At 62.3% G+C, this 23793-nt stretch carries 23 protein-coding genes; 10 read left to right on the forward strand and 13 right to left on the reverse strand.

Going from position 1 to position 23793, the window contains the following annotated elements:
- Position 1: 1 nt before the first annotated feature.
- From AC1Q67_RS11860 to AC1Q67_RS11875, 4 genes are read left to right on the forward strand one after another with little or no spacing between them, the layout of a single operon-like run.
- Positions 2-643: a LysE family translocator gene (locus AC1Q67_RS11860; RefSeq protein WP_492233962.1), complete on the forward strand. Its 642-nt coding sequence runs from the start codon at positions 2-4 to the stop codon at positions 641-643.
- A gap of 24 nt (positions 644-667) precedes the next feature.
- Entirely contained in the window at positions 668-1411 is a 744-nt protein-coding gene (locus AC1Q67_RS11865; protein WP_492233961.1) for an SDR family oxidoreductase, read from the forward strand.
- 32 nt (positions 1412-1443) lie between these two features.
- Entirely contained in the window at positions 1444-2847 is a 1404-nt protein-coding gene (gene lpdA, locus AC1Q67_RS11870) for a dihydrolipoyl dehydrogenase (protein WP_024576680.1), read from the forward strand.
- 44 nt (positions 2848-2891) lie between these two features.
- Positions 2892-3419, forward strand: a complete 528-nt coding sequence (locus AC1Q67_RS11875) for a hypothetical protein (RefSeq protein ID WP_492233960.1) — start codon at positions 2892-2894, stop codon at positions 3417-3419.
- A 7-nt stretch (positions 3420-3426) separates the two neighbouring features.
- On the opposite strand, the gene AC1Q67_RS11880 is transcribed toward AC1Q67_RS11875, so the two are convergent.
- The 3 genes from AC1Q67_RS11880 to AC1Q67_RS11890 all read right to left on the reverse strand — a co-directional run bounded on the left by AC1Q67_RS11880 (position 3427) and on the right by AC1Q67_RS11890 (position 5971).
- Complete coding sequence (locus AC1Q67_RS11880) at positions 3427-4278, reverse strand: NAD-dependent epimerase/dehydratase family protein (RefSeq protein ID WP_492233959.1); 852 nt, start codon at positions 4276-4278, stop codon at positions 3427-3429.
- A gap of 19 nt (positions 4279-4297) precedes the next feature.
- Positions 4298-4888 carry a DUF4337 domain-containing protein gene (locus AC1Q67_RS11885; protein ID WP_492233958.1) on the reverse strand — a complete coding sequence of 197 codons (591 nt, stop codon included), beginning with the start codon at positions 4886-4888 and terminating at the stop codon, positions 4298-4300.
- A 96-nt stretch (positions 4889-4984) separates the two neighbouring features.
- The gene (locus AC1Q67_RS11890) at positions 4985-5971 is read right to left on the reverse strand and encodes a tyrosine recombinase XerC (protein ID WP_492233957.1); all 987 of its coding nucleotides are present in this window, start codon (positions 5969-5971) and stop codon (positions 4985-4987) included.
- A gap of 99 nt (positions 5972-6070) precedes the next feature.
- Here AC1Q67_RS11890 and AC1Q67_RS11895 point away from each other — a divergent pair, with 99 nt between their 5' ends.
- Positions 6071-8245, forward strand: a complete 2175-nt coding sequence (locus tag AC1Q67_RS11895; protein WP_492233956.1) for a primosomal protein N' — start codon at positions 6071-6073, stop codon at positions 8243-8245.
- Positions 8246-8386: 141 nt separating this feature from the next.
- Here AC1Q67_RS11895 and AC1Q67_RS11900 read toward each other — a convergent pair whose 3' ends face one another.
- Together AC1Q67_RS11900 and AC1Q67_RS11905 are read right to left on the reverse strand one after the other, a co-directional pair.
- Entirely contained in the window at positions 8387-8827 is a 441-nt protein-coding gene (locus tag AC1Q67_RS11900) for a septal ring lytic transglycosylase RlpA family protein (protein ID WP_024576674.1), read from the reverse strand.
- A 371-nt stretch (positions 8828-9198) separates the two neighbouring features.
- Entirely contained in the window at positions 9199-10272 is a 1074-nt protein-coding gene (locus AC1Q67_RS11905; protein ID WP_492233955.1) for a methyl-accepting chemotaxis protein, read from the reverse strand.
- Between the two features lie 585 nt (positions 10273-10857).
- Between AC1Q67_RS11905 and AC1Q67_RS11910 the strand changes: the two genes are divergently transcribed.
- The 5 genes from AC1Q67_RS11910 (at position 10858) to AC1Q67_RS11930 (ending at position 15802) form a co-directional block, all read left to right on the forward strand.
- Positions 10858-11418, forward strand: coding sequence for a F0F1 ATP synthase subunit delta (locus tag AC1Q67_RS11910; RefSeq protein WP_492233954.1), 561 nt, complete (start codon positions 10858-10860; stop codon positions 11416-11418).
- Positions 11418-12950 carry a F0F1 ATP synthase subunit alpha gene (atpA, locus tag AC1Q67_RS11915; RefSeq protein ID WP_492233953.1) on the forward strand — a complete coding sequence of 511 codons (1533 nt, stop codon included), beginning with the start codon at positions 11418-11420 and terminating at the stop codon, positions 12948-12950. Before AC1Q67_RS11910 ends, atpA begins: the two co-directional genes overlap by 1 nt.
- An 89-nt stretch (positions 12951-13039) precedes the next feature.
- Positions 13040-13915 (forward strand): F0F1 ATP synthase subunit gamma, encoded by an 876-nt coding sequence (locus tag AC1Q67_RS11920; RefSeq protein ID WP_492233952.1) that lies wholly within the window; start codon positions 13040-13042, stop codon positions 13913-13915.
- Between the two features lie 40 nt (positions 13916-13955).
- Positions 13956-15386, forward strand: a complete 1431-nt coding sequence (atpD, locus tag AC1Q67_RS11925; protein ID WP_492233951.1) for a F0F1 ATP synthase subunit beta — start codon at positions 13956-13958, stop codon at positions 15384-15386.
- Between the two features lie 5 nt (positions 15387-15391).
- Positions 15392-15802: a F0F1 ATP synthase subunit epsilon gene (locus AC1Q67_RS11930; RefSeq protein ID WP_492233950.1), complete on the forward strand. Its 411-nt coding sequence runs from the start codon at positions 15392-15394 to the stop codon at positions 15800-15802.
- A 67-nt stretch (positions 15803-15869) separates the two neighbouring features.
- Here the strand turns inward: AC1Q67_RS11930 and AC1Q67_RS11935 are convergent, their stop codons facing one another.
- The 8 genes from AC1Q67_RS11935 to AC1Q67_RS11970 form a co-directional block, all read right to left on the reverse strand.
- Positions 15870-16370 (reverse strand): RNA pyrophosphohydrolase, encoded by a 501-nt coding sequence (locus AC1Q67_RS11935; RefSeq protein WP_492233949.1) that lies wholly within the window; start codon positions 16368-16370, stop codon positions 15870-15872.
- A 99-nt stretch (positions 16371-16469) separates the two neighbouring features.
- Positions 16470-17663, reverse strand: coding sequence for a divergent polysaccharide deacetylase family protein (locus tag AC1Q67_RS11940; protein WP_492233948.1), 1194 nt, complete (start codon positions 17661-17663; stop codon positions 16470-16472).
- A 142-nt stretch (positions 17664-17805) separates the two neighbouring features.
- Positions 17806-19149 carry a S41 family peptidase gene (locus AC1Q67_RS11945; protein WP_024576665.1) on the reverse strand — a complete coding sequence of 448 codons (1344 nt, stop codon included), beginning with the start codon at positions 19147-19149 and terminating at the stop codon, positions 17806-17808.
- Positions 19146-20450 carry a murein hydrolase activator EnvC family protein gene (locus tag AC1Q67_RS11950; protein WP_492233947.1) on the reverse strand — a complete coding sequence of 435 codons (1305 nt, stop codon included), beginning with the start codon at positions 20448-20450 and terminating at the stop codon, positions 19146-19148. Before AC1Q67_RS11950 ends, AC1Q67_RS11945 begins: the two co-directional genes overlap by 4 nt.
- A 132-nt stretch (positions 20451-20582) precedes the next feature.
- Positions 20583-21065: a 23S rRNA (pseudouridine(1915)-N(3))-methyltransferase RlmH gene (gene rlmH / locus AC1Q67_RS11955; RefSeq protein WP_492233946.1), complete on the reverse strand. Its 483-nt coding sequence runs from the start codon at positions 21063-21065 to the stop codon at positions 20583-20585.
- A 55-nt stretch (positions 21066-21120) separates the two neighbouring features.
- Positions 21121-21516: a ribosome silencing factor gene (rsfS, locus tag AC1Q67_RS11960; RefSeq protein ID WP_024576663.1), complete on the reverse strand. Its 396-nt coding sequence runs from the start codon at positions 21514-21516 to the stop codon at positions 21121-21123.
- Between the two features lie 161 nt (positions 21517-21677).
- Positions 21678-22298, reverse strand: coding sequence for a nicotinate-nucleotide adenylyltransferase (locus AC1Q67_RS11965; protein ID WP_492233945.1), 621 nt, complete (start codon positions 22296-22298; stop codon positions 21678-21680).
- A gap of 44 nt (positions 22299-22342) precedes the next feature.
- Complete coding sequence (locus tag AC1Q67_RS11970; RefSeq protein ID WP_492233944.1) at positions 22343-23635, reverse strand: glutamate-5-semialdehyde dehydrogenase; 1293 nt, start codon at positions 23633-23635, stop codon at positions 22343-22345.
- Positions 23636-23793 lie beyond the last annotated feature (158 nt).

Genomic DNA, 23793 nt, shown 5'->3' on the forward strand with positions numbered 1-23793 from the left:
GATGCATCTGCCGCCCGAATTCCTCGCGTTGTTCGGTGTGTTCGTGTTGGCGGCCATCGCGCCGGGCGCGGACTTCGCCTGTGTGCTTCGCGAGAGCGTGAGTTTTGGGCGACGGGCGGGAATAGCATCTGCCATCGGTGTCGGGTCGGCGATCATGGTCCATGTCGCCTACACCGTAACCGGCGTGGGCCTGATCGTTGCGCAGTCGGTCCTGATCTTCACCATCGTGAAGTGGTGCGGGGCGGCTTACCTGGTGTATCTCGGCATTCGCTCGTTCACGGCAAGCCGCCGCTCACCTCAAACCCTCGACAGGACTGCCACCGCTCCCATAGGCGGCGCGCGCAATGTCGCCACGTCGTACGGCGTGGGCTTCCTCACCAATCTTCTGAACCCCAAGGCGACGCTGTTTTTCGTCTCGCTGTTTGCCACGATTGTTTCGCACGAGACGCCTGTGATGACGCAGTTCGCTTACGGGGCCGCGCTGGCCGTGTTTCTTGCGGTCTGGTTCAGCCTTGTCGCGGTGTTTCTGACGACGCGTTCGATGCGCACCGGCTATGAGCGGATCGGGCACTGGATCGATCGCGCGACCGGTCTGGTTCTGATCGGGCTGGGCGTTCGTATCGCGCTTCAAAAAGCAAACTGACGTTCGTGCAGGGGATTGGTTCTGATGGATAGCGTCGCCATCGTCACTGGAGGGAGCCGCGGTATCGGTCGCGCGACTTCGCTGGCCGCGGCGAAGCGCGGCTACAAGGTGGTGGTCGGCTATGTCAGCAACAAGGCCGCCGCCGACGAGGTCGTCGGGAAGATTTCGGCTAGCAATGGCAAGGCCATTGCCGTGAAATGCGACGTCGGCAGTGAAGCCGACATTCTCGATCTCTTCAAACAGGCGGACGCATTCGGCAAGCTTGGCGCCCTTGTGAACAATGCCGGCGTGGTCGATGCGACCGCTCGCGTCGATGAAATGTCCGCCGCGCGTCTTACCCGCATGATGAACGTCAATATCGTCGGCAGCATTTTGTGCGCGCGCGAAGCCGTCAAGCGCATGTCCAGCAAGCATGGCGGCAGTGGCGGGGTGATCATCAATCTCTCGTCCGTGGCAGCGACGCTCGGCTCTCCGGCGCAATATGTCGATTATGCCGCATCGAAAGGCGCGATCGATACGTTCACGGTCGGGCTCGCGCGCGAGGTCAGCGCCGAAGGCATTCGGGTCAATGGGGTTCGTCCGGGACTGATCGATACGGAAATCCACGCCAGCGGCGGTGAGCCGGATCGCGCGCACCGGTTGGCGCATACGGTGCCGATGAAGCGTGTCGGGACCGCGGATGAAATCGCCAACGCCGTCGTCTGGCTGATGTCGGACGAGGCGTCATATGTCACTGGCACAATCGTCGATGTTTCCGGCGGCCGCTAATTTCAACTTCTCTGCGAGTACAGGATAATCCCATGGCTTCTTATGATCTTATCGTTATCGGCACCGGTCCCGGCGGTTACGTTTGCGCGATCCGCGCAGCGCAGCTCGGCATGAAGGTCGCGGTGATCGAGAAGCGCGCGACCTATGGCGGGACCTGCCTCAACATCGGCTGCATTCCGTCCAAGGCGCTGTTGCAGGCTTCGGAGCGTTTCGAGGAAGTCACACACATGCTGCCGAAGATGGGCATCGGCGTCGGCAAGCCGAAGCTCGATCTTCCGACCATGATGAAGTTCAAGACGGACGGTGTCGACGGCAACACAAAGGGCGTCGCCTTCCTGTTCAAGAAGAACAAGATCGATCCCTACGAGGGCACGGGCCGCATCCTCGGCGCAGGCAAGGTCGAGGTGACTGGCAATGACGGCAAGAAGCAGGTGCTTGAGACGAAGAATATCGTCATCGCCACCGGCTCCGATGTCGCCAAGCTGAAGGGCGTCGAGATCGACGAGAAGCGCATTGTTTCGTCCACCGGCGCGCTGGTCCTCGACAAGGTGCCCGAGAAGATGCTGGTGATCGGCGCGGGTGTGATCGGCCTTGAGCTCGGCTCGGTGTGGCGCCGTCTCGGCACGCAGATCACCGTCGTTGAATTCCTCGACCGGATTCTTCCCGGCATGGACGGCGAAGTTGCGAAGTCTTTCCAGCGTATGCTGGAAAAGCAGGGCGTCGAGTTCAAGCTGGGATCCAAGGTCACCGGCGTCGATAGCTCCGGCAAGCGGTTGAAGGTCAGTGTCGAGCCGGCCGCGGGTGGCGCGGCGGAAGTGATCGAGACCGATGTCGTGCTGCTGGCGATCGGACGCGTGCCCTACACCGAAGGTCTTGGGCTCAAGGAGGCGGGTGTCGAGCTTGATCAGCGCGGCCGGGTGCAGACCGACGGACACTTCCAGACCAATGTAAAGGGCATCTATGCCATCGGCGACGTGATCGCGGGGCCGATGCTGGCCCACAAGGCCGAGGACGAAGGCATCGCGATTGCGGAGATTCTCGCAGGGCAGGCCGGTCATACCAATTACGATGTGATCCCGAGTGTGATCTATACGTTCCCGGAAGTCGCATCCGTCGGCAAGACGGAGGAAGAGCTGAAGCAGGCCGGCGTGGCTTACACCGTTGGCAAATTTCCCTTCACCGCGAATGCGCGCACCAAGGTCAATCAGACCACCGATGGCTTTGTGAAGATTCTTGCGGATGCGAAGACCGATCGCGTGCTGGGTGCTCATATCGTCGGTGCGGAAGCCGGCGAAATGATCCACGAAGCCGCGGTGCTGATGGAGTTTGGCGGTTCCGCGGAGGATCTTGCCCGCACCTGCCATGCCCATCCGACGCGTTCCGAGGCAGTCAAGGAAGCCGCGCTTGCGGTCGGAAAGCGCGCTATCCATATGTGATGGCTGACCGGTATTCAGCCGGTCATGAGGGATGAGAATCCATCATGCGCCGGCTGCTTCGTCCGCTCTGGGTTCTGCTCGCGCTGATCTTTCTGCTCGAGGCGTGGCTGTGGGATCGCGTCGAGCCGATCATTGCGCGCGTTGTTGCGCTGATTCCGCTGCCGCGCCTGAAGGCGTGGCTTGCAGACCGGATCGAGCATCTGTCGCCGGCGCTCACGCTGATCGTGTTCGCGGTGCCAGTGGTTGTTCTTTTTCCGCTCAATTTCGTTGCGGCATGGCTGCTGGCGCACAAGTACTTCGTCGGTGCGACCACGCTGATCATTCTTCAGAAAGTTCTTGGCGTCGGCATCGTCGCGTTCGTGTTCGACGTGACGCGCGAGAAGCTGTTGCAGATGGGCTGGTTCCGCGCGCTCTATGAATTCGTCCTCGATCTGCGCGCGCGGGCGGTGGCGATCGTCGCGCCATTCAAGCGGGCCATTGCGCAATGGATGAGGCGCTTTCGCCGCCGCGCGTCGCCCGGTTTTATCGCGCGGTTGCGCCGGCGAATGCAGGCGTCGCGATCATCATCGTGAAACGGGGTCACCCTGTGCGGTCGAACCGTGGATGAAAAGGTCTCGGCCTCCAGCCGAAATCCCGTGCGGCGCTCGAGCCATCGAAAACAAGGTCCTTTGACATTCGCGCGCCCATCTCGGCATTCGCGTTGGGAAAGGCGCGGCGCGCCATGTGGAAAGCAGCGCGCCACAGCAATGGTGGCATCGGAATGATCCGGCGCGGTTTGCCGAGGCCGTCGAAAATGCGTCCGATCATTTCACGATACGTGACGGTCTCAAGGCCGGGGACATTGTAGATATGGTTGATCGCGGCTTCACTCGCCGCCGCCTGCAACGCGCCAATGGCGAGGTCCTCGGCGTGAACCGGCTGGCGAAGCCCCTTGCCAAGTCCCGCCAGCGGGAAGAATCCAAATCTTGCAATCAGTCGCGCCAGCCGCGAGATGCTTGGATCGCGGCCCTCGTCATAAATGATGGTCGGCCGCAGGACTGTCCACGCGATGCCGTGCTTTCCGCATTCCGCTATGGCTTGTCGCTCGCTGTCTGCAAGCATCTGCACTTGCTTTCGCTCCTGTGCATCGGCAGAGGAAAGCTTTGTCAGAACGCTGGTGGATGTGAAGAAGACGACGCGCCGGAGGCCGCTGCGTGCAAACGAAGGCAGCGCGCCTGGAAGAAAATGACAGTGCGCTGTGCAATACAGCGTCTGGAATGGCGGAAATGAAAGAGCGCCGGCGTCTTCAAGGTCGCCGGCGAACCATTGGATGTCGCGTGTATCGGTATGCGGCAATCGCGAGAGGGCGAATGGATGTTCGCCCGCCGCAATCAGCTGTTTGACGATGTGGCGGCCTACAAGCCCGGTTGCGCCAAGGACAAGGCTTTGCATCTCTTATTGCAGCGAGCGGCTACATCAGGTGCACGGCATGGGGGGCGAACAGTCCGATTGCGGTGAAAGCCAGTCCGGTAAGTGCGAGCGCTCCCGCCACCCAGGCCAGCGCGACCATGCCGGTGATGATGGTTGCGGAAGCCAGCACGATCCCGATCTGGAACGCAGCGGACGCCACTTCGTAGTGGTGATAGCGCGCCATGGCGAGATCGCGCGCTTCCTCGGCCTTCTTGGCGCGGGCGGCGAGCTGTTCGGAGCCTTCGCCGGTCTCCGGCTCGGAGCGATACCGCGCCGCAGCCTTGTTCCAGTCGTCGATCTGCTTGGCCAGCGCCGCCTTCAGCGCCTCGTCGCCCGACAGCCCGAGGCTGAGCCTGGCGTGTTCGGACACCGCCTGCACCGTCGTGCGCCGGATGCTCTTGGCCTGGAAGAAGGCCCACAAGTTCGAGGCCTCGACGTTCTTGCTGATGGATTCGGTCTGGGCGCCCTTGCCGAGGGTCTCGGAGAACGCAAGGAAAAGCGCAATCACGGCAATCAGCAATGCGATCTTCTTGTTGGAGCCGGAAGCGTGCTCGGCATGCTCCGCGTGCTCCATGCTCTCATGTGCGCCCATCGTAAAACGTCCTCCCGGTCAAAATCGAGCAACGATTGACCGAACTGCGGTTCGCGCGCAAGGGGCGATGCGATGACAAGACACGACTTATTTGTGTCACGCTCTGGGGTGAGCGGTCTTGTAGACGTCCAGCAACCGGTCGGCGTCAACGCCGGTGTAGATCTGCGTGGTCGAGAGTGACGAATGACCAAGCAATTCCTGGATCGCGCGAAGATCGCCGCCGCGTGTGAGCAGGTGCGTGGCGAATGAATGACGCAGCGCGTGCGGGGTTGCGCTGTCGGGCAGCCCGAGTGCCCCGCGCAGCCGCTCCATGGTCAACTGGATGATGCGCGGCGAGAGGGGGCCGCCGCGTGCGCCGACAAAGATCGCGCCGTCCTGTGCAATCGTGTGCGGGCACATCGCGACATAGTCCTGAATCAAGGACAGCACATTTTGCAAAACCGGCACCATGCGGGTCTTGTTGCCCTTGCCGGTGACGACGATTACATCGCCCTTGCCGGGCAGCGGCACGTCGCGCTTCTTGAGGCCGAGCGCTTCGGAAATGCGCAGGCCCGATCCGTAGAGCAGGGCCATCACCGCGGCGTCGCGCGCCCAGATCCATGGCTCGCGATTTTCCCCCGCGCGAATGTCAGCGTCGGTCATTTGCCGGGCGGACGTCATCTGAATCGGCTTCGGCAGGCTCTTGCCGATCTTCGGCGCGCGGATTGCGGACAATGCGCCGACCTTGCCCTTGCCTTCGCGCTCCAAAAACCGCCCGAACGAGCGCAGGCCTGCCAACGCGCGCATCAGCGAGCGCCCGCCGATGTCGTCTGAGCGCCGCGACGACATGAACGCGCGCACATCGGTGGCTTCGATGGCGGCAAACTGTTTCAGGGTGACGAGGCCACCCCAGTGTTCGCTCAGGAACACGAGGCACTGGCGCAGGTCGCGGGCATAGGCTTCCAGCGTCTTGGGCGACAGCCGCCGTTCCGCGCGCAGATGGGACAGCCAGTGCGTGATCTCGGCCGTGAGGTCCGGCGCAGCGCAGGTGAGCTGTGCGCCTTCCGGGCTGGCTTCGGTTGCAGGGACGGCTTTGACCATCATATGTCTCGCGATCCCCATGTCTGAGATACCTGCGCTTGACAGGAATCGGTTTATCGCACCCTTTTCCTTATTCACCCCTTAATCTGGACCCCCTTGGCCATGGCAAGACGAGTTGTCGACGTCCTTGTGCCGGTGGCCCTGAACCAGACCTATTCCTATCGCGTTCCCGAGGGCGTCGAGCTGAATCCGGGGGATGTGGTCAGCGTTCCGCTGGGACCGCGCGATGTCACGGCGGTGGTCTGGGCAGACAATCCGAACCCCGATCCCCGGCTGCACAATCGTCTGAAAGATACCGGCGACAAGCTGGACGTGCCCCCGCTCAAATCCGAGTTGCGCAGCTTCGTCGACTGGGTTTCCAACTACACGCTGTCGGCACGCGGCATGGTGCTGCGGATGACATTGCGCATGGGCGAGCATCTGGGGCCTGAGCGCGTGCGTCCGGGTGTGCGGCTGGTTGGCGCGCCGCCGCAGCGCATGACGGTGGCGCGCCGCCGCCTGATCGATGTGCTGTCAGACGGATTGCTGCATTCGAAATCCGATGCGTTGAGAGAAGCCGGCGTCAGCGCCGGTGTGATCGACGGTCTCGTCGATGAAGGCACGCTGGTCATCGAGCCGCTGCCGCGCGACATGGCGCCGCCATCACCCGACCCGTCGTTCGCAGAGCCTGACTTTTCGCCGGAGCAGCGCATTGCGGCGGATGCGATGAAAGAACTCGTATCGAAGAACGAGTTTCAGGTCGCCTTGCTCGATGGTGTAACCGGCTCCGGAAAAACCGAAGTTTATTTCGAGGCGGTGGCGGAAAACATCAAGTGCGGCCGGCAGACCATGATCCTGATGCCGGAGATTGCGCTGACCGGGCAATTCCTCGACCGGTTCAGCGCGCGCTTCGGTGTGCGGCCGATTGAATGGCATTCGGAACTGACGCCGCGCACCCGCGCGCGCAACTGGGCAGCAGTTGCGGCGGGCGATGCACCGGTGGTCGTGGGTGCGCGCTCTGCGCTGTTCCTGCCTTACGCCGACCTCGGGCTCATCATTGTCGACGAGGAGCACGACCAGGCCTACAAACAGGACGAAGGCGCGCACTATCACGCGCGCGACATGGCGGTGGTGCGCGGCTCCATCGCGAAAATTCCGGTCGTGCTGTGTTCGGCGACGCCATCGGTGGAATCGGAAGTCAATGCGCGCAAGGGCCGCTATCGCCGCGTCGCGTTGCCGTCGAGGTTCGGCGGCCAGCACATGCCGCAGATCGAGGCGATCGATCTCAAGCGCGAGGGCCCTGCGCGTGGGCGGTTCATCTCGCCGCGCCTGGCTGAAGAAATCAAGATCGCGATTGAACGCAAGGAACAGGCGCTGCTGTTCCTGAACCGGCGCGGTTACGCGCCGCTGACCTTGTGCCGTGCTTGCGGGCATCGCTTCGCCTGCACCATTTGCGATGCGTGGCTGGTGGATCACCGTTTTCGCCAGCGACTCGTTTGCCATCACTGCGGATTCTCGATGCCGCGCCCGCATCAGTGCCCGCACTGCGGCGCTGAGGAATCCCTCGCCGCCATCGGTCCCGGTGTGGAGCGTCTGCAGGAAGAAGCTGCGAATCTTTTTCCCGACGCGCGCACCATGGTGCTGTCGAGCGATCTTATCACCGACATCGAGACCATGCGTTCGGAGCTGAATGAAATCGCCGAGGGCCGCGTCGATATCATCATCGGCACGCAGCTGGTGGCGAAGGGACATAACTTTCCGCGGCTCAATCTGGTCGGTGTCGTGGACGCTGATCTTGGTTTGGGCAACGGCGATCCGCGCGCCGCTGAGCGCACGTTTCAGTTGCTCAATCAGGTGATCGGCCGCGCTGGGCGCGAACAGGGACGCGGCGTCGGCTATCTCCAGACCCATCAGCCCGAACACCCGGTGATGAAGGCATTGGTCGCATCGGATCGCGAGGCATTTTATGCCAGCGAAATCGAGGCGCGCGAACGCGCGTTGTATCCGCCGTTCGGGCGGCTGGCGTCGCTGATCATTTCGGCAGGCGATCGTCCGGCCGCCGAAGGTTTTGCGCGCAAGCTTGCATCCGCGGCGCCGCTCGACGAGCGCGTCCAGGTGCTTGGCCCTGCGGAAGCGCCGCTCGCGGTCATCAAGGGCCGCTATCGGTTTCGCATCCTGGTGAAGTCGGTGCGCAGCATGGACCTGTCCGCCTATATGCGGGACTGGCTCGCAGCCGGGCCGAAGACCAAGGGCAATCTCAAGCTTGAGATCGATATTGATCCGCAGAGCTTCCTGTAGGACATGATCCCGAAAAGTGGGCATCGGTTTCGGACACGATCATGCCCAAGCGAAACGCATGAAAAAGGCCGGTGCAACCGGCACCGGCCTTTTCAACTCAACGTCACGCGACTCAACGCAACACTGTACTCAACGCAACGCTTACTGAACTTCTGCGACCACGTGGCCGACGCCACGGCCGGTGAGGCCGACGGCGCGGGCGGCGCCCTTCGACAAATCCAGCACGCGGCCCTTGATGAACGGGCCGCGGTCATTGACGGTCACGACAACGCTGCGGCTGCCATGGGTGACCTTGAGGCGGGTACCGAACGGCAGGGTCCGGTGGGCAGCGGTCATGGCTTCCTGATTAAAGCGCTGGCCGGACGCAGTCTTGCTGCCTGACTCGTTGCCGTAAAAAGATGCCTTGCCCGAAAATGTGCGGCCGGAGCCGATGGAGGCGTTGGCATCGCGCCAGGATGATTTGCGGTGGCCGGCTTCGCTTGCGGTGGCGCCCAGCGCCAGCATGCCGACGGCGATCAAAGCGATGGAGGCATTCCGATTTTTCACGGGTTGCCCCGGCACGCGCTTGATAGCGGCGATCATATAGTTGTCCCTCGTTCTGGTATATCCATCCAACGTCTGGCTAAATCGAGCCAGCGCTTACGTGGTTGGATGGATCATTCCATAATGAGGCATAAGCACGGCGAGGGATTTCGTTCCTTAAATCATCACGTATTTGGCTGAAAAGTGAGAATAGCCTTACTAGCTACAGGATTACTTGGTATTTAAAAGAGGTAAGGAAACTATACTTTTCTATACTGAAGAGTTCACAAAATTGTTGGCAACTTGAAGTAAACGCAAAATCGCCCAAATGGTTTCCAGCATGCATAGTGTGCAATGCTCCATGCGTAAAACGGGCAGCCGAGAGATACTTGCCGCTGCTTGGTTCGCCGGGAGGAGTGGTTTCAGGCGAATCAGTCAGGTCGGCGCACAATCACGCCGTGCCAGCCGAGCCCGCGATAGGTCTCGTAGCCGGGGGTGGCATGGAACGCGACGCTGGTGCCGTCGGGACGGGTGTAAAATCCATGGGACTGGTTCCCGGTCTCGATCTGAAAATCCTGGTCGAGGGTGTTTGTCCCTTCGGATGAGGCGATGACCCTGTGATGCGCGTCCACCAGCAGCACGGCGGTCCTGGTCTTCTCTTCCGGTTCGATACGGACGCCGCGGACAATGGTCTCGGCCTGAGGCGCCCAGTCGAAATGGATCGCCAGAACGCCAAGAGGGACGCCATGGCTCTCGCCGCCGGCCCGCACCGACGCCGCATAGGTTGCGACCTGCGCGCCTTTCAGTCCCGGAGCCACGCTGATGTCGCCGGCCGCATAATCGTCGCCGGACGCGAGGCGAGACGCCTGCACGAACCACGGCTCCTGCGACACATCGAGACCCGCGACCGAATAGCGATCGGGCCGTCCGTTCGCCAGCACCTTGCCGTGCAAACTGCAGAGCCAGAGATCCAGATAGACAGTGTAGGCGTTCAGGATCACGCCCAGCCGCTTTGAAGCGTAAGCGACCGACTGCGGCGTGACGTTTGCCGCGCAGTCAACGACGGCGCTGTCGGTGGCCCACCAGCGCACATCGCAGGTTCGCTCATAGAGATTGCGATCGATTATCTCGATCGCATTCAGCGCAAGATCGACCATGCGCGTGCCCATCGCCGCATTGGCCATGGACTGGGTGTGAGCACTCAATGAATCGATCTGCGCCGTCAGCTCTCTTTGTAGTTGCTCGGAAATCAGCCCGACATTGGCGGCGATTTCGCGCACCTCGGCGGCGACCACGGAGAATCCGCGGCCATGGGTGCCGGCGCGCGCGCTTTCGATCATCGCGTTCAATGCGAGCATCCGGAGCGAACCGGTGACGCGCTGGATGCCGCTGATCTTGTCGGCTGCGCTGGTTCGCAGGTCGTTGGTCAGTTCAATGAGTTCGGAAATGGAAACGGTGTTTTCGCCGGCGCGCGGACCGGCTGATATTGTTTTTGGAAGCGGCATTGCTCACCACGTATTGCTTCACAAGCCGAAGCCGTGACGGGCCGGCGCCATTGCCGGTCCGAATCGCTTTTGTGCGATGCGCAATGATGACTGATCTCAGTCTAAGTACAATCGCGTATTGTATAAATTAATCCTTAGTTTCAAATAGTTAGCCTCAGCATGTGCTGCTTTTCTGCGCTTTCGGACTCGAAATTGAGCATCATGCAATGGGGAGTTCGATGCGGACGGGGCTGGATGCGACTGCATTCATCAGGGTGCCCGGAATAGAAGCGGACATGGCGGCGACGGGTCGCGAACAGCAGGCCGCTCACGCGCCGAGGAATTCTTTCCGCGCAGCAGCAAGTGTGACGTGAAGCGTGCGACAAAGCGGCGCCAGCAAAAATGCGTTCGCAATCGCCGTCATGTTGCACCTGCGCGCGCCCTATGTTAGCAAAACCGCGATTTTGGGCTGCTGGGTAGATCGCTCCGGCCAGAAATCGAAGTCCCGCTTGAATTCCAAGGACTTGGATCGCTTGGTGTCGTGACCGACGCCGTTCTCCAGCGATGGTCGTTTCCTTGGTCATTCGACAGCTAGAAGAGATTTTTGTGGCAGCTGAAGATCCCTCCGTATCTGGCGTGTCCGGCCGTTATGCGACGGCTTTGTTCGAACTGGCGCGCGATCAGAAGTCGGTCGATGCCGTGAAGGCCGACCTCGACAAGTTTTCTGCCATGCTCGCCGACAGCCCTGACCTCCTCCGGCTGGTGCGCAGCCCGGTGTTTACCGCCGACGCACAGGTCAAGGCGCTTGGCGCCGTGCTGGCCAAGGCTGGCATCAGCGGCATCGCCGCGAATTTCCTGAAGGTCCTGACCGCCAATCGCCGGCTGTTCGCAGTCGCCGATGTCATCAGGGCGTTCCGCGCACTGGTCGCCAAGTTCAAGGGCGAAGCCACCGCGGAAGTCACCGTCGCCGAGCCGCTCAGCGATGCCAATCTCGACGCTCTCAAGGCCGCACTGAAATCAGTGTCGGGCAAGGACGTCGATCTCAACGTGAAGATCGATCCGTCGATCATCGGCGGGCTTGTCGTCAAGCTCGGCAGCCGCATGGTCGACAGTTCGCTTCGCACCAAACTCAATTCGATCAAGCACGCGATGAAAGAGGCAGGCTGATGGACATCCGCGCCGCGGAAATTTCCGCAATCCTCAAGGACCAGATCAAGAATTTCGGCCAGGAAGCCGAAGTCTCTGAAGTCGGTCAGGTTCTCTCGGTCGGCGACGGCATCGCCCGCGTCTATGGTCTGGACAACGTCCAGGCCGGCGAAATGGTCGAGTTCGAGAACGGCACGCGCGGCATGGCGCTGAACCTTGAAAGCGACAACGTCGGTATCGTTATTTTCGGCGCCGACCGCGAGATCAAGGAAGGCCAGACCGTCAAGCGCACCCGCGCCATCGTGGACGCGCCGGTCGGCAAGGGACTTCTGGGCCGCGTCGTCGACGCGCTTGGCAATCCGATCGACGGCAAGGGCCCGATCCAGGCGACCGAACGCAAGCGCGTCGACGTCAAGGCGCCCGGCATCATTCCACGCAAGTCGGTGCATGAGCCGATGGCGACCGGCCTCAAGGCGATCGACGCCCTGATCCCCGTCGGCCGCGGCCAGCGCGAGCTGATCATCGGCGACCGTCAGACCGGCAAGACCGCGATCGCGCTCGACACCATCCTCAACCAGAAGCCGCTCAACGTTGCGGGCGCTCCGGAAGGCCAGAAGCTGTATTGCGTCTACGTCGCGATCGGCCAGAAGCGCTCCACCGTCGCGCAGTTCGTGAAGGTGCTCGAAGAGCAGGGCGCGCTGGAATATTCCATCGTCGTCGCGGCGACCGCCTCGGACCCGGCTCCGATGCAGTATCTCGCGCCGTTCACTGCCTGCACCATGGGCGAGTACTTCCGCGACAACGGCATGCACGCCGTTATCATCTATGACGACTTGTCCAAGCAGGCCGTCGCTTATCGTCAGATGTCGCTGCTGCTGCGCCGTCCGCCGGGCCGCGAAGCTTATCCGGGCGACGTGTTCTATCTGCACTCCCGCCTGCTCGAGCGCGCCGCCAAGCTCAACGACGATCACGGCAACGGCTCGCTGACCGCGCTGCCAGTGATTGAGACCCAGGCCAACGACGTGTCGGCCTACATTCCGACCAACGTGATTTCGATCACCGACGGCCAGATCTTCCTCGAAACCGATCTGTTCTTCCAGGGTATCCGCCCGGCGGTGAACGTCGGCCTGTCGGTGTCGCGCGTCGGATCGTCGGCGCAGACCAAGGCGATGAAGAAGGTCGCCGGCAAGATCAAGGGCGAGCTCGCGCAGTACCGCGAAATGGCGGCGTTCGCGCAGTTCGGCTCCGACCTCGACGCTTCGACCCAGCGCCTGCTGGCGCGCGGGTCGCGCCTGACCGAACTTCTGAAGCAGCCGCAGTTCTCGCCGCTGAAGATGGAAGAGCAGGTCGTGGTGATCTACGCCGGCGTCAACGGCTATCTCGACGGCATTCCGGTCAACAAGGTTCGCGCTTTCGAGGAAGGCCTGCTGTCGCTGCTGCGCGGCAAGCATGTCGATCTTCTCAACGCGATCCGCGACTCGAAGGACCTGTCCGACGACAACGCCGCGAAGCTGAAGGCTGCCGTCGAAGGCTTCGCCAAGACTTTCGCTTAAAAAATCATCGCCGCGCCGATCAATATCGCGCGCGGCGAAATCGGGGTTGCGATCCGCTGTCCGGCTGGATCGTCAGGGTGAGATAAAGAATGGCGTCTCTCAAGGACATGCGTGTCCGCATCGCCTCCACCAAGGCGACGCAGAAGATCACCAAGGCCATGCAGATGGTTGCGGCGTCGAAATTGCGCCGTGCCCAGACCGCAGCTGAAGCGGCGCGTCCCTATGCCGAGCGCATGGACGCCGTGATCAGCAATATCGCGGGCGCGGCCTCCGGCTCGGACTCCGCACCGGCGCTTCTGAAGGGCACCGGCAACGACAAGGTTCACCTGCTGCTGGTCTGCACCGGCGAGCGCGGCCTTTCGGGCGCGTTCAACTCGTCCATCGTGCGTCTCGCGCGCGAGCGGGCGCTGTCGCTGATGAACCAGGGTAAGGACGTCAAGTTCTTCTGCGTCGGCCGCAAGGGCTACGAGCAGCTCCGCCGTCAGTTCGACAAGCAGATCGTCGAGCATGTCGAGCTGCGCTCTGTGAAGGTGCTCGGCTTCAAGAATGCCGAGGACATCGCCAACAAGGTGATCTCGATGTTCGAGGCGGGCGACTTCGATGTCTGCACGCTGTTCTACTCGCGCTTCAAGTCGGTGATCGCCCAGGTGCCGACCGCGCAACAGATCATCCCGCTGGAGCTTGAGGAAAAGGATACTTCCGGCGCGGCCGCGATCTACGACTACGAGCCGGCCGAGGACGAAATCCTTTCGAGCCTGCTGCCGCGCAATCTCGCGGTGCAGATTTTCCGCGCGCTGCTCGAAAACAACGCGTCGTTCTACGGCGCGCAGATGAGCGCGATGGATAACGCGACCCGCAACGCCGGCGACATGATCCGCAAGCAGACGCTGATCTACAACCGCACCCGCCAGGCGATGATTACCAAGGAACTGATCGAAATCATCTCCGGCGCCGAAGCTATCTGAGCCGACCGCCGCACAGACCGAGTTTTAAGGAGACTATCCCATGGCATCACCCGCCAATCAGATCGGACGCATTTCGCAGGTCATCGGCGCCGTCGTCGACGTGAAGTTCGACGGCTATCTGCCGGCCATTCTCAACGCGATCGAAACCACCAACCAGGGCAACCGTCTGGTGCTCGAGGTTGCGCAGCATCTCGGTGAATCCACCGTGCGCGCGATCGCGATGGACACCACCGAAGGTCTGGTCCGTGGCCAGGAAGTGAAAGATACCGGCGCGCCGATCAAGGTGCCGGTGGGTGACGGCACGCTGGGCCGCATCATGAACGTCGTCGGCGAGCCGGTGGACGAGCAGGGCCCGATCAAGGCCGAAGGCGATCGCGCCATCCATCAGGAAGCGCCGCTCTACACCGACCAGTCGACCGAAGCTGAAATTCTCGTCACCGGCATCAAGGTCGTCGATCTGCTGGCGCCCTACGCCAAAGGCGGCAAGATCGGCCTGTTCGGCGGCGCCGGCGTCGGCAAGACCGTGCTGATTCAGGAGCTGATCAACAACGTCGCGAAGGCGCACGGTGGTTACTCCGTGTTCGCAGGCGTCGGCGAGCGTACCCGCGAAGGCAACGACCTCTATCACGAGTTCATCGAATCGGGCGTGAACAAGAAGGGCGGCGGCCAGGGTTCGAAGTGCGCCCTCGTGTACGGCCAGATGAACGAGCCTCCGGGCGCCCGCGCCCGCGTCGGCCTCACCGGCCTGACCGTCGCCGAGCACTTCCGCGATCAGGGCCAGGACGTGCTGTTCTTCGTCGACAACATCTTCCGCTTCACCCAGGCGGGTTCGGAAGTGTCCGCTCTGCTCGGCCGTATTCCTTCGGCGGTGGGTTATCAGCCGACGCTCGCGACCGACATGGGCGCGCTGCAGGAGCGCATCACCACCACCAACAAGGGTTCGATCACCTCGGTGCAGGCCATTTACGTTCCGGCCGACGACTTGACCGACCCGGCGCCGGCCACCTCGTTCGCTCACTTGGACGCGACGACCGTGCTCAACCGCGCGATCTCTGAAAAGGGCATCTACCCGGCGGTGGATCCGCTCGACTCGACCTCGCGCATGCTCTCCCCGCTGATCGTCGGCGAAGAGCACTACCAGACCGCGCGCCTCGTCCAGCAGGTGCTGCAGCGCTACAAGTCGCTGCAGGATATCATCGCCATTCTCGGCATGGACGAACTGTCCGAAGAGGACAAGCTGACCGTGGCCCGCGCCCGCAAGGTCGAGCGCTTCCTGTCGCAGCCGTTCCACGTCGCTGAAATCTTCACCGGCTCGCCGGGCAAGTTCGTCGAACTCGCCGACACAATCAAGGGCTTCAAGGATCTCTGCAACGGCAAGTACGATCACCTGCCGGAAGCCGCGTTCTACATGGTCGGCACGATCGAGGAAGCCGTCGAGAAGGGCAAGAAGCTCGCAGCGGAAGCGGCGTAATCACGATGGCCACCTTTCACTTCGATCTGGTTTCTCCGGAAAAGATCGCCTTCTCGGGTGAAGTCGAGCAGGTCGATATTCCGGGCGTCGAGGGCGATCTCGGCGTGATGGCCGGTCATGCGCCGCTGGTGGCGACCATTCGTCCCGGTATCATGACGGTCACCGTTGGCGGCAAGCATGAGAAGATCATCGTGCTCGGCGGCCTTGCGGAAATCTCGGACAAGGGTCTTACGGTTCTCGCCGATACCGCAACATCGGTGGCGGAGCTCGACACCGCTGCTTTCGCCGACAAGATCGCTCAGATGGAAGAGGATCTGAAGGAGAAGGAAGGCACGGTTCTCGATCAGGCGATCGAGCGGCTCGATCACTTCAAGACCATTCAGCGTCAGGTGGTCAATTCGACCGCGATGCATTGAGCACCCGGTCATCCGAAAATTAAAAAAGCCCTGCAACGCAGGGCTTTTTTGCATTTCAGAGGGGTGGTCACTTCCCCGAGAACTTTGAGAACTCCCTGACCACGCGTTCATAGACCGGGCGCTTGAACGGCACGATCAGATCGGGAAGATTCTTCATCGGCTCCCACCGCCAGTCCATGAACTCGGCCTTGTGACCGGCGGGGGACGCGACATTGATCTCGCTGTCGTTGCCGGTGAAGCGCATCGCGTACCATTTCTGTTTCTGGCCGCGGAAGCGGCCCTTCCAGGCCCGGCCGGCGACTGTGCGCGGAATGTCGTAGGTGAGCCATTCGGAAACTTCGCCGAGCTTCTCGACCGATTGGGCGTTGGTTTCTTCGTAGAGCTCGCGCTTGGCAGCAGCCCAGGTATCTTCGCCGCTGTCGACGCCACCCTGGGGCATTTGCCAGACATGGGTCTGGTCGACATGTTCCGGTCCGCCGACGCGGCGGCCGATGAAAACAAGCCCCTCCGGGTTGATCAGGGTAATCCCGACGCAGGTCCGGTAGGGCAGATCGTCGTAACGCGCCATACTGCTAAAGCCTTTGATCCCCGACCGGTATCAGCACCAATCGCGTCTTGTTCTCTCGTTCACGTGACCATCTGCCCGGTGATGGGTTCCGGTCGGCCATCAGCTTGATTTTGGTTTCAGCATGGCTGTTGTCAACGGCACCAGCGCGATGCCGCGGCCGTCCAGTTGCCGGGCCCAGGTTCCGATACGGTCGATCGAGATCGGCAGCGCCGATGCGACCCCCACGGCCGTTCCGCGTTCCTTCGCAAGCGTCTCCAGCCGCGCCAGCGCGCGGTCAATCTCCGCGGGTGTCGGCACGGTGTCGATGCTGACATCGGCCCTTGCGAACGGCATTGACTGGCCTTCCGCGATCACGCTGGCGACACTGCGCGGCGCGCTGCCGTCGTCAAGCCAGGCGAGGCCGCGCCTTGCAGCTTCCTTGACGATCGGCTGCATCGCTGTGTCGGTTGCGACAAAGCGCGATCCCATGAAATTGGCGATGCCGACGTAGCCCTGAAAGCGGCTCATGTGCCATGCGAGGCGATCGGCGTTCTGCTCGGCGGACAGTGTCGTCAGCAGCGTCTGCGGGCCGGGATCGTTGTCCGGATAGTCGAACGGCTCCATCGGAACCTGCAACAGAACTTCGTGCTTCTGCGCGCGGGCGCGCTCGACCAGCTTGCCGGGGTCTGAGCCGTAGGGCGTGAAAGCAAGCGTCACGGACCCCGGAAGCTTGGTGATAGCATCAGCGGTTTTTGCGGCACCGACGCCAAGTCCGGAGATGACGATCGCGATGACGGGCTTCTTTGCGGCCATGGCGCGCTCGGCGTCGCTGCCGGCCGCATAGGCGCGGAAAGGCTTCAGCCCGTCCGCAGCCACCGGGATCATGCCGTAGCGCGACGTTTCCAGCAGCTTCGGATTGACGCCTGCGATCACGGCTGGCGGTGCATCCGCATTGGCCGGAGCGTCCGTACCTGCGCCCACCACCACGCTTTGCCGTGCCCCGCTGGAACCGTCGATGATGGTCACCGTCTGCTGGCCACTGGCGGACGGTGCCGTGGCTTCTTTCGGCGCCGCGGGTGCGGTGCTGGCCGGCTTTGCAGCGGTCTCTGCGGGCAGCTTGGCGGGATCGTAGGCCACTTTCGCCAGCGGTTCGCCGCCCATCGGATTCTGGTTGAAAATCGCGAAGCCGAGAAAGACCACCAGAAACAGCCCGAGCAGCCCCGCAATCGCCTGCGGTGCCGTGAACGGAAGCCGGTATCGCCGCTTGCGCGCCCGGTCCTGTCCGAGCGGGGCGCTCAGATCGTCAGTGGTCACTGCCCTCAACCCTCGCGAATCAATCGCCGAATCCTACCACGGCCTCGATAGGGCGGCCCGCAAAGGCTTGGTTCCGCTGGGATCGGGCCAGCAAAAAGGGCGGCCCGAGGGCCGCCCTGATCAGATGGAGATACTGGCGCGCTTAGTTCGCGGCCTTGTTCGAAGCCTTGTCGGTCGGAGCGGGAGCCGACGTGGTCTGCTTGATGCCGTGCAGCAGGTCCGCAGCCATCTTCAGCGCCTTGTCGTCCTTCGCATCCGGCGGCACGTAGGATTGCGACCCGGTCTCTTCCTGGCCTTCAGCCTTGAGATGGCCGCGCAGCGAAGCTTCGCCCTTGGTGTCGGTCTTCGACTTCAGATCGTCCGGCACATCCTGCAGAACTTCGATGTCCGGGATGATGCCCTTGGCCTGAATCGACTTGCCCGATGGCGTGAAGTAACGCGCAGTGGTCAGCCGCAGCGCGCCGTTGCCGGAGCCAAGCGGAATGATGGTCTGCACGGAGCCCTTGCCGAACGAGCGGGTGCCGAGCAGCGTGGCGCGCTTGTGGTCCTGCAATGCGCCGGCGACGATTTCCGACGCAGATGCCGAGCCGCCGTTGATCAGTACGATCACCGGCTTGCCCTTGGCGAGATCGCCGGGCTTGGCGGTGCGGCGCTGGGTTTCCTCGGCGTTGCGGCCACGGGTCGAAACGATTTCGCCCCGGTCGAGGAACGCGTCGGACACCGACACAGCTTCCTCAAGCAGGCCGCCCGGATTGTTGCGCAGGTCGAGGATGTAGCCCTTGAGCTTGTCCGAACCGATCTGGTTGGTCAGGTTCGCCATCTCGCGCTTCAGGCCTTCGGTGGTCTGCTCGTTGAAGGTGGTGACTCGGATATAGGCGATGTCATCGCTCTCGACGCGCGCGCGCACCGAACGCACCCGGATGTTGTCGCGCGTCAGCGTGATCTCGAGCGGCTTGTCCTGGCCCTTGCGGATGATCTTGAGCTTGATCTTGGTATTGACCGGGCCGCGCATCTTCTCGACGGCCTGGTTCAGGGTTAGACCCTGAACGGCCTCATCGTCGAGCTGCGTGATGATGTCGTTGGCCATGATGCCGGCCTTTGAAGCCGGTGTCTCGTCGATCGGCGACACGACCTTGATCAGGCCCTCTTCCATCGTGACTTCGATGCCGAGGCCGCCGAACTCGCCGCGTGTCTGCACCTGCATGTCGCGGAAGCTCTTCGCATCCATGTAGCTGGAGTGCGGATCGAGGCCGGTAAGCATGCCGCTGATCGCGGTCTCGACGAGCTTGCTGTCATCCGGCTTCTCGACATAGTCGCTGCGAACACGCTCGAACACATCACCGAACAGATTGAGTTGACGGTACGTGTCGGAGGACGCCGCGCGTGCGGTCGATCCCACCAGGGCCGAGCGCGGCTGGGTGAGAAGGAGTGTTGCCGCTGCGCCTGCTGCGACGCTGAGGAGAACCAGGGAAGTCTTGCGCATCATCCGCGAACCTTTTGGCCTTCACTTGCGGCCCACCATGGACCAGAATCGATTGGAGCGCCGTCCTTACGGAACTCGATGTAGAGCACAGGCTGGCTAGACGCTGCCGCCAGAATTGACGCGACCTGAGACGTGGTCCCCATCGTCGCGACCGGTTCTCCTGTTAGAACAAACTGTCCGATCGTGACCGAAATACGTTCCATACCGGCGATAAGCACATGATACCCGCCGCCCGCATTGAGGATCAAGAGTTGTCCGTAGCTCCGGAAGGGGCCGGAGTAAACAACCCAGCCATCACAAGGTGTTGTGACCTGCGCGCCCGGCCGGGTGGCGATGGAAATGCCTTTTTCTTGGCCTCCCGTGCCGTCGGAACCGCCAAAATTGCGGATCCGGGTGCCGTTAACCGGAATTCGCAATAGTCCTTTCGCGGAACCAAAAGCGATCGCCGGGCTCAGCCGCGCCGAGTCCTTCAAGGCGCCCAGATCGGGCTTGCCATTGAGGGATGCCGGGGTGCCCTTCAGCTCGGCCGCCGCTGCGGCCTTTGCCGCCGCTTTCACGTCCTGCTCCATCTTGGCGATGAGATCCTGGAGGCTTTCAGTTTGTCTGGACAGCGCGATGGCGCGTTGCCGCTCCGCCTCCATGTCCTTTTCCGCTTCCGTCTGCGTTTTCTGCCGTTCTTGCACCAGCGCCGCGAGCCGTGCACGATCGTCGTTCAGTTTGTCGCGGTCGCGCGCGAGCCGGTCGCGTTCTTCCGAAATGTTTTTGCGCAGGCTAACCAGTTCGCCAAGATCACCGGCAAGCTTGGCGGCCCGTGCGCGCATGTCCGGCACCACTGCGCCCAGCAGCATTGCGGTGCGTAGCGACTGCAGCGCGTCTTCAGGTCTTACAAACAGCGCCGGCGGTGCGCGGCGTCCGGACCGCTGGAGGGCCGCGAGCACCTCGGAAATTTCATCGCGGCGCGATTCGAGCGAGGCGCGAATCTGAAGCTCGCGCGCATCCAGCGGACGCAGCCGGCCTTCCGTATCCGCCATCTTGCCTTCGACATCGCGCACCTGCGAGGCGATGCCGATCAGTTGCTGGTTCAGCTTGGAACGGTCCTGACCGATGGCAGCGATATCGGCCTTGAGCTTCTTCTCCAGCTCGGCGGCCTTTTTCTGTTGTTCGCGCGCGGCCTCCAGCTCCTGGGCGCGCTGCTTGATTGCTTCGGGATCGGGAGCGGCAATCTGTTTGGCTGCGCTTTGTGCGACAGCCGGCGCGATGCCTGCAAGATGCAAGGCTGAAACCACCAGCGACAACGGCAGCATGGCCCCGCGCGAAAGCCGGCGCGGTGTTAGCGAGGGTGCATAGCCTGTCGCGTCAGTCACGTGCGGTTGGATCTTTCATGCGCGTATTTCAGTTGGCACTGGTTTTGCGAACAGAATACACGCCAAGTTATACTATGCGCGGTGGTACGGGTGGCCGGATAAAATCGTCGCGGCCCGGTAAATCTGTTCCAGCAGCATGACGCGCACCATCTGATGCGGCCATGTCGCCTTGCCAAACGCAACGCTGAGTTTCACCTTGCGCCGCAATTCAGGCGAAAGTCCGTCCGCCCCGCCGATTAAGAAAACAGCGGTTGGAACCGATTCGTCCCGCCAGCGGCCAAGATGCCGCGCGAACGTTGCGCTGTCGATGGTTTCGCCGCGTTCGTCGAGCGCGATGATGGACGATTTGTCAGGAATCAGCGCTGAGATTGCGGCGGCTTCATCCGCCATGCGGGCCGCAGTGTCGCGCGCGCGGCTTTCCGGGATTTCATGAATCTCAAGGCCGCGAAATCCGAGCTTGCGGCCGATATCATCGAACCGGTCGCGATAACGATCAGCAAGCTCCCGCTCCGGGCCTTGTTTCAGGCGGCCAATGGCGATGACAACGATGCGCATGGCGCGCAAACTAACATGCGCGCAAGCACATGAACACGTGCAGGCTTACCGCTTCTCAGCGGGCCTTTGCCGCCGGCTTGTCCGAGGTCCACATCTTCTCGAGATTGTAGAACTCGCGGACTTCCGGCCTGAACACATGCACGATCACGTCGCCGGAATCGATCAGCACCCAGTCGCAGTTGGGCAATCCCTCGATATGAGGGGCTGCGATTCCGCTTTCTTTGAGGCCCTTCGCCACGTTTTCCGCGATCGCGCCGACGTGACGGTTGGCCCGCCCGGAGGTTACGATCATGTAGTCAGTGATGGAGGATTTGCCGCGGAGGTCGATGGTGATCGTTTCTTCCGCCTTCATGTCGTCAAGGCGGGAGAGGATCAGGTTCAGCGTCTCGTCGGCGTCAGGTCGCGCCTTCAAGACGGGAGCAGGCGTCGCTTCAGCACGAGGCTTCGACAAGGCTGCCTTGGACAATACAGATGTGGTCAGGGACCATTCCTTTCACTGTATCGCGAGCGCCGAATCCTGGCGCCCACCTTCATCATACGCATGTGGGGTTAATGGTTTCAATCTTCCAGATATCGAAGCGATAATTTGCGCTTTGCTGTTGCCGGAAAACGTCATCGCGAACTGGCATCCTTCCAGCTTCCGTCCGGGTTCCGCAGCCGCGTCGAGGACAGGCTGGATTTCAGCCCGGTGAGGAAGGTCCAGGCTGGGGCCCGCCGACGCGACAGTGTTCCCGCACTCCGCTCGTCGATGCGGTAGGGCATCAGGGTTTGTGCAGCGATGGAGGAAAGGGCACGGAAGCTGTCGGGCGGGCGGTCGACCACGGCGATCGGGACCATGCTGGCGATGTGCTGCCAGTTTTCCCAGCGGCTGAATTGCGCGAGATTGTCAGCGCCCATGATCCATACAAAGCGAACACCGGAGCAGCGGCGCCGCAGATACGAAATCGTGTCGGCAGTGTAGCGGGTGCCGATGACGGTTTCGAGACAACTGACATCGATGCGCGGATGGTTCGCAACTCTGTGTGCGGCAATCATGCGCTCGCGCAGTGCTTGCAGTGAGCCGTTGTTCTTGAGCGGATTGCCGGGGGACACCAGCCACCAGATGCGGTCGAGCTGTAGCCGTTTCATCGCGAACAGGCTGATGGCGCGATGCGCGTCGTGCGGCGGGTTGAATGATCCGCCGAGCAGGCCGATGCGCATTCCGTCGGCATGAAGCGGAAGGGCGCGGGGCAAGTGAACTGCCGCGGTCTCTGGCGCGTCGCTCACGGGCGCGCAATTCACGGGCGTGTCTGTCCTGTGCCGTGGACGCGATACTTGAAACTGGTGAGTTGCTCGGCCCCGACGGGCCCGCGCGCATGGAACTTGCCAGTGGCGATACCGATTTCCGCACCGAAGCCGAATTCGCCGCCGTCGGCGAACTGCGTCGAGGCATTATGCAGCACGATGGCTGAATCCACTTCGTTGAGAAATCTTTCGGCGGCCTTCGCGTCTTCGGTGACGATAGCGTCGGTGTGATGCGAGCCATAGCGCTCGATATGCGCGATGGCATCGTCGAGGCCGTTCACAAGCTTCGCGGAAATGATGGCGTCTTCGTATTCGGTGGCCCAGTCTTCGTCGGACACAGGCTTCACGCGCGCGTCGGCGCGCTGAATGTCCGCGTCGCCGCGCACTTCGCAACCGGCGTCGAGAAGCATTGTCACCAGCGGCTTGAGCTGCTTGTCGGCGGCGGCCTTGTCGATCAGCAGCGTTTCCGCTGCGCCGCAGACGCCGGGACGGCGCATCTTGGCATTGAGCACAACGGTCTTGGCCATGTTCGGCGCTGCCGCCTTGTCGACATAGACATGATTGACGCCTTCGAGATGGGCGAACACCGGCACCCGCGCTTCGTCCTGCACGCGGGCGACGAGATTCTTGCCGCCGCGCGGCACGATGACATCGATCGCGCCATTGAGCCCGCCGAGCATCAGGCCGACTGCCGCACGGTCGCGGGTCGGCACCAGCGAAATGGATTCTTCGGGAAGTCCTGCCTTGCGCAAGCCTTCGACCAGGCATTGATGAATCGCGCGGCACGACCGGAAACTGTCCGAGCCGCCACGCAGGATGACGGCGTTGCCGGACTTGAGGCACAACGCGCCGGCGTCGGCCGCGACATTGGGGCGGCTCTCGAAGATCACGCCGACGACGCCGAGCGGCACGCGCACGCGCTCGATGGTCATCCCGTTGGGCCGTGTCCAGCTTTCGGTGACGATGCCGACGGGATCGGGAATCGCCCGCACCACATCGATGCCGTCGGCCATCGCCTTGATGCGCGCCTCATTGAGCGCGAGACGATCGACGAACGCGCTGCTCATTCCACCGGCTTTCGCCTCGGCGACGTCTTCAGCGTTGGCGGCCAGAATCTCTTTGGCATTGGCGCGAATGGCTGCCGCCATGGCAGCCAGCGCGGCATCCTTCTGCTCGCTCGGCGCAAGCGCCAGCGTCCGCGCGGCGCGGCGTGCGCCAACGCCGAGATCGGCCATCAGCGCGGTCAGGTCGGGAGCACCATCAAGAGCTTTGAGCGGAGCGGACATGTCGGTCTATGTGGGGTTGGAATGCCTGTAAGGCCATGCTCTAGCACAGAAATTCGGACCCGGCGAGCCGCCGGGAACATGGCTGCCCGGCGGGATGGGTCGGTGGCCGAGGGGGCGCCCCGCTAGGCCATTGGCCGTGCTCGGGTTTGCCCGGGGCG

It is taken from the genome of Afipia sp. GW823-FHT06G09 (genome assembly GCF_058794875.1).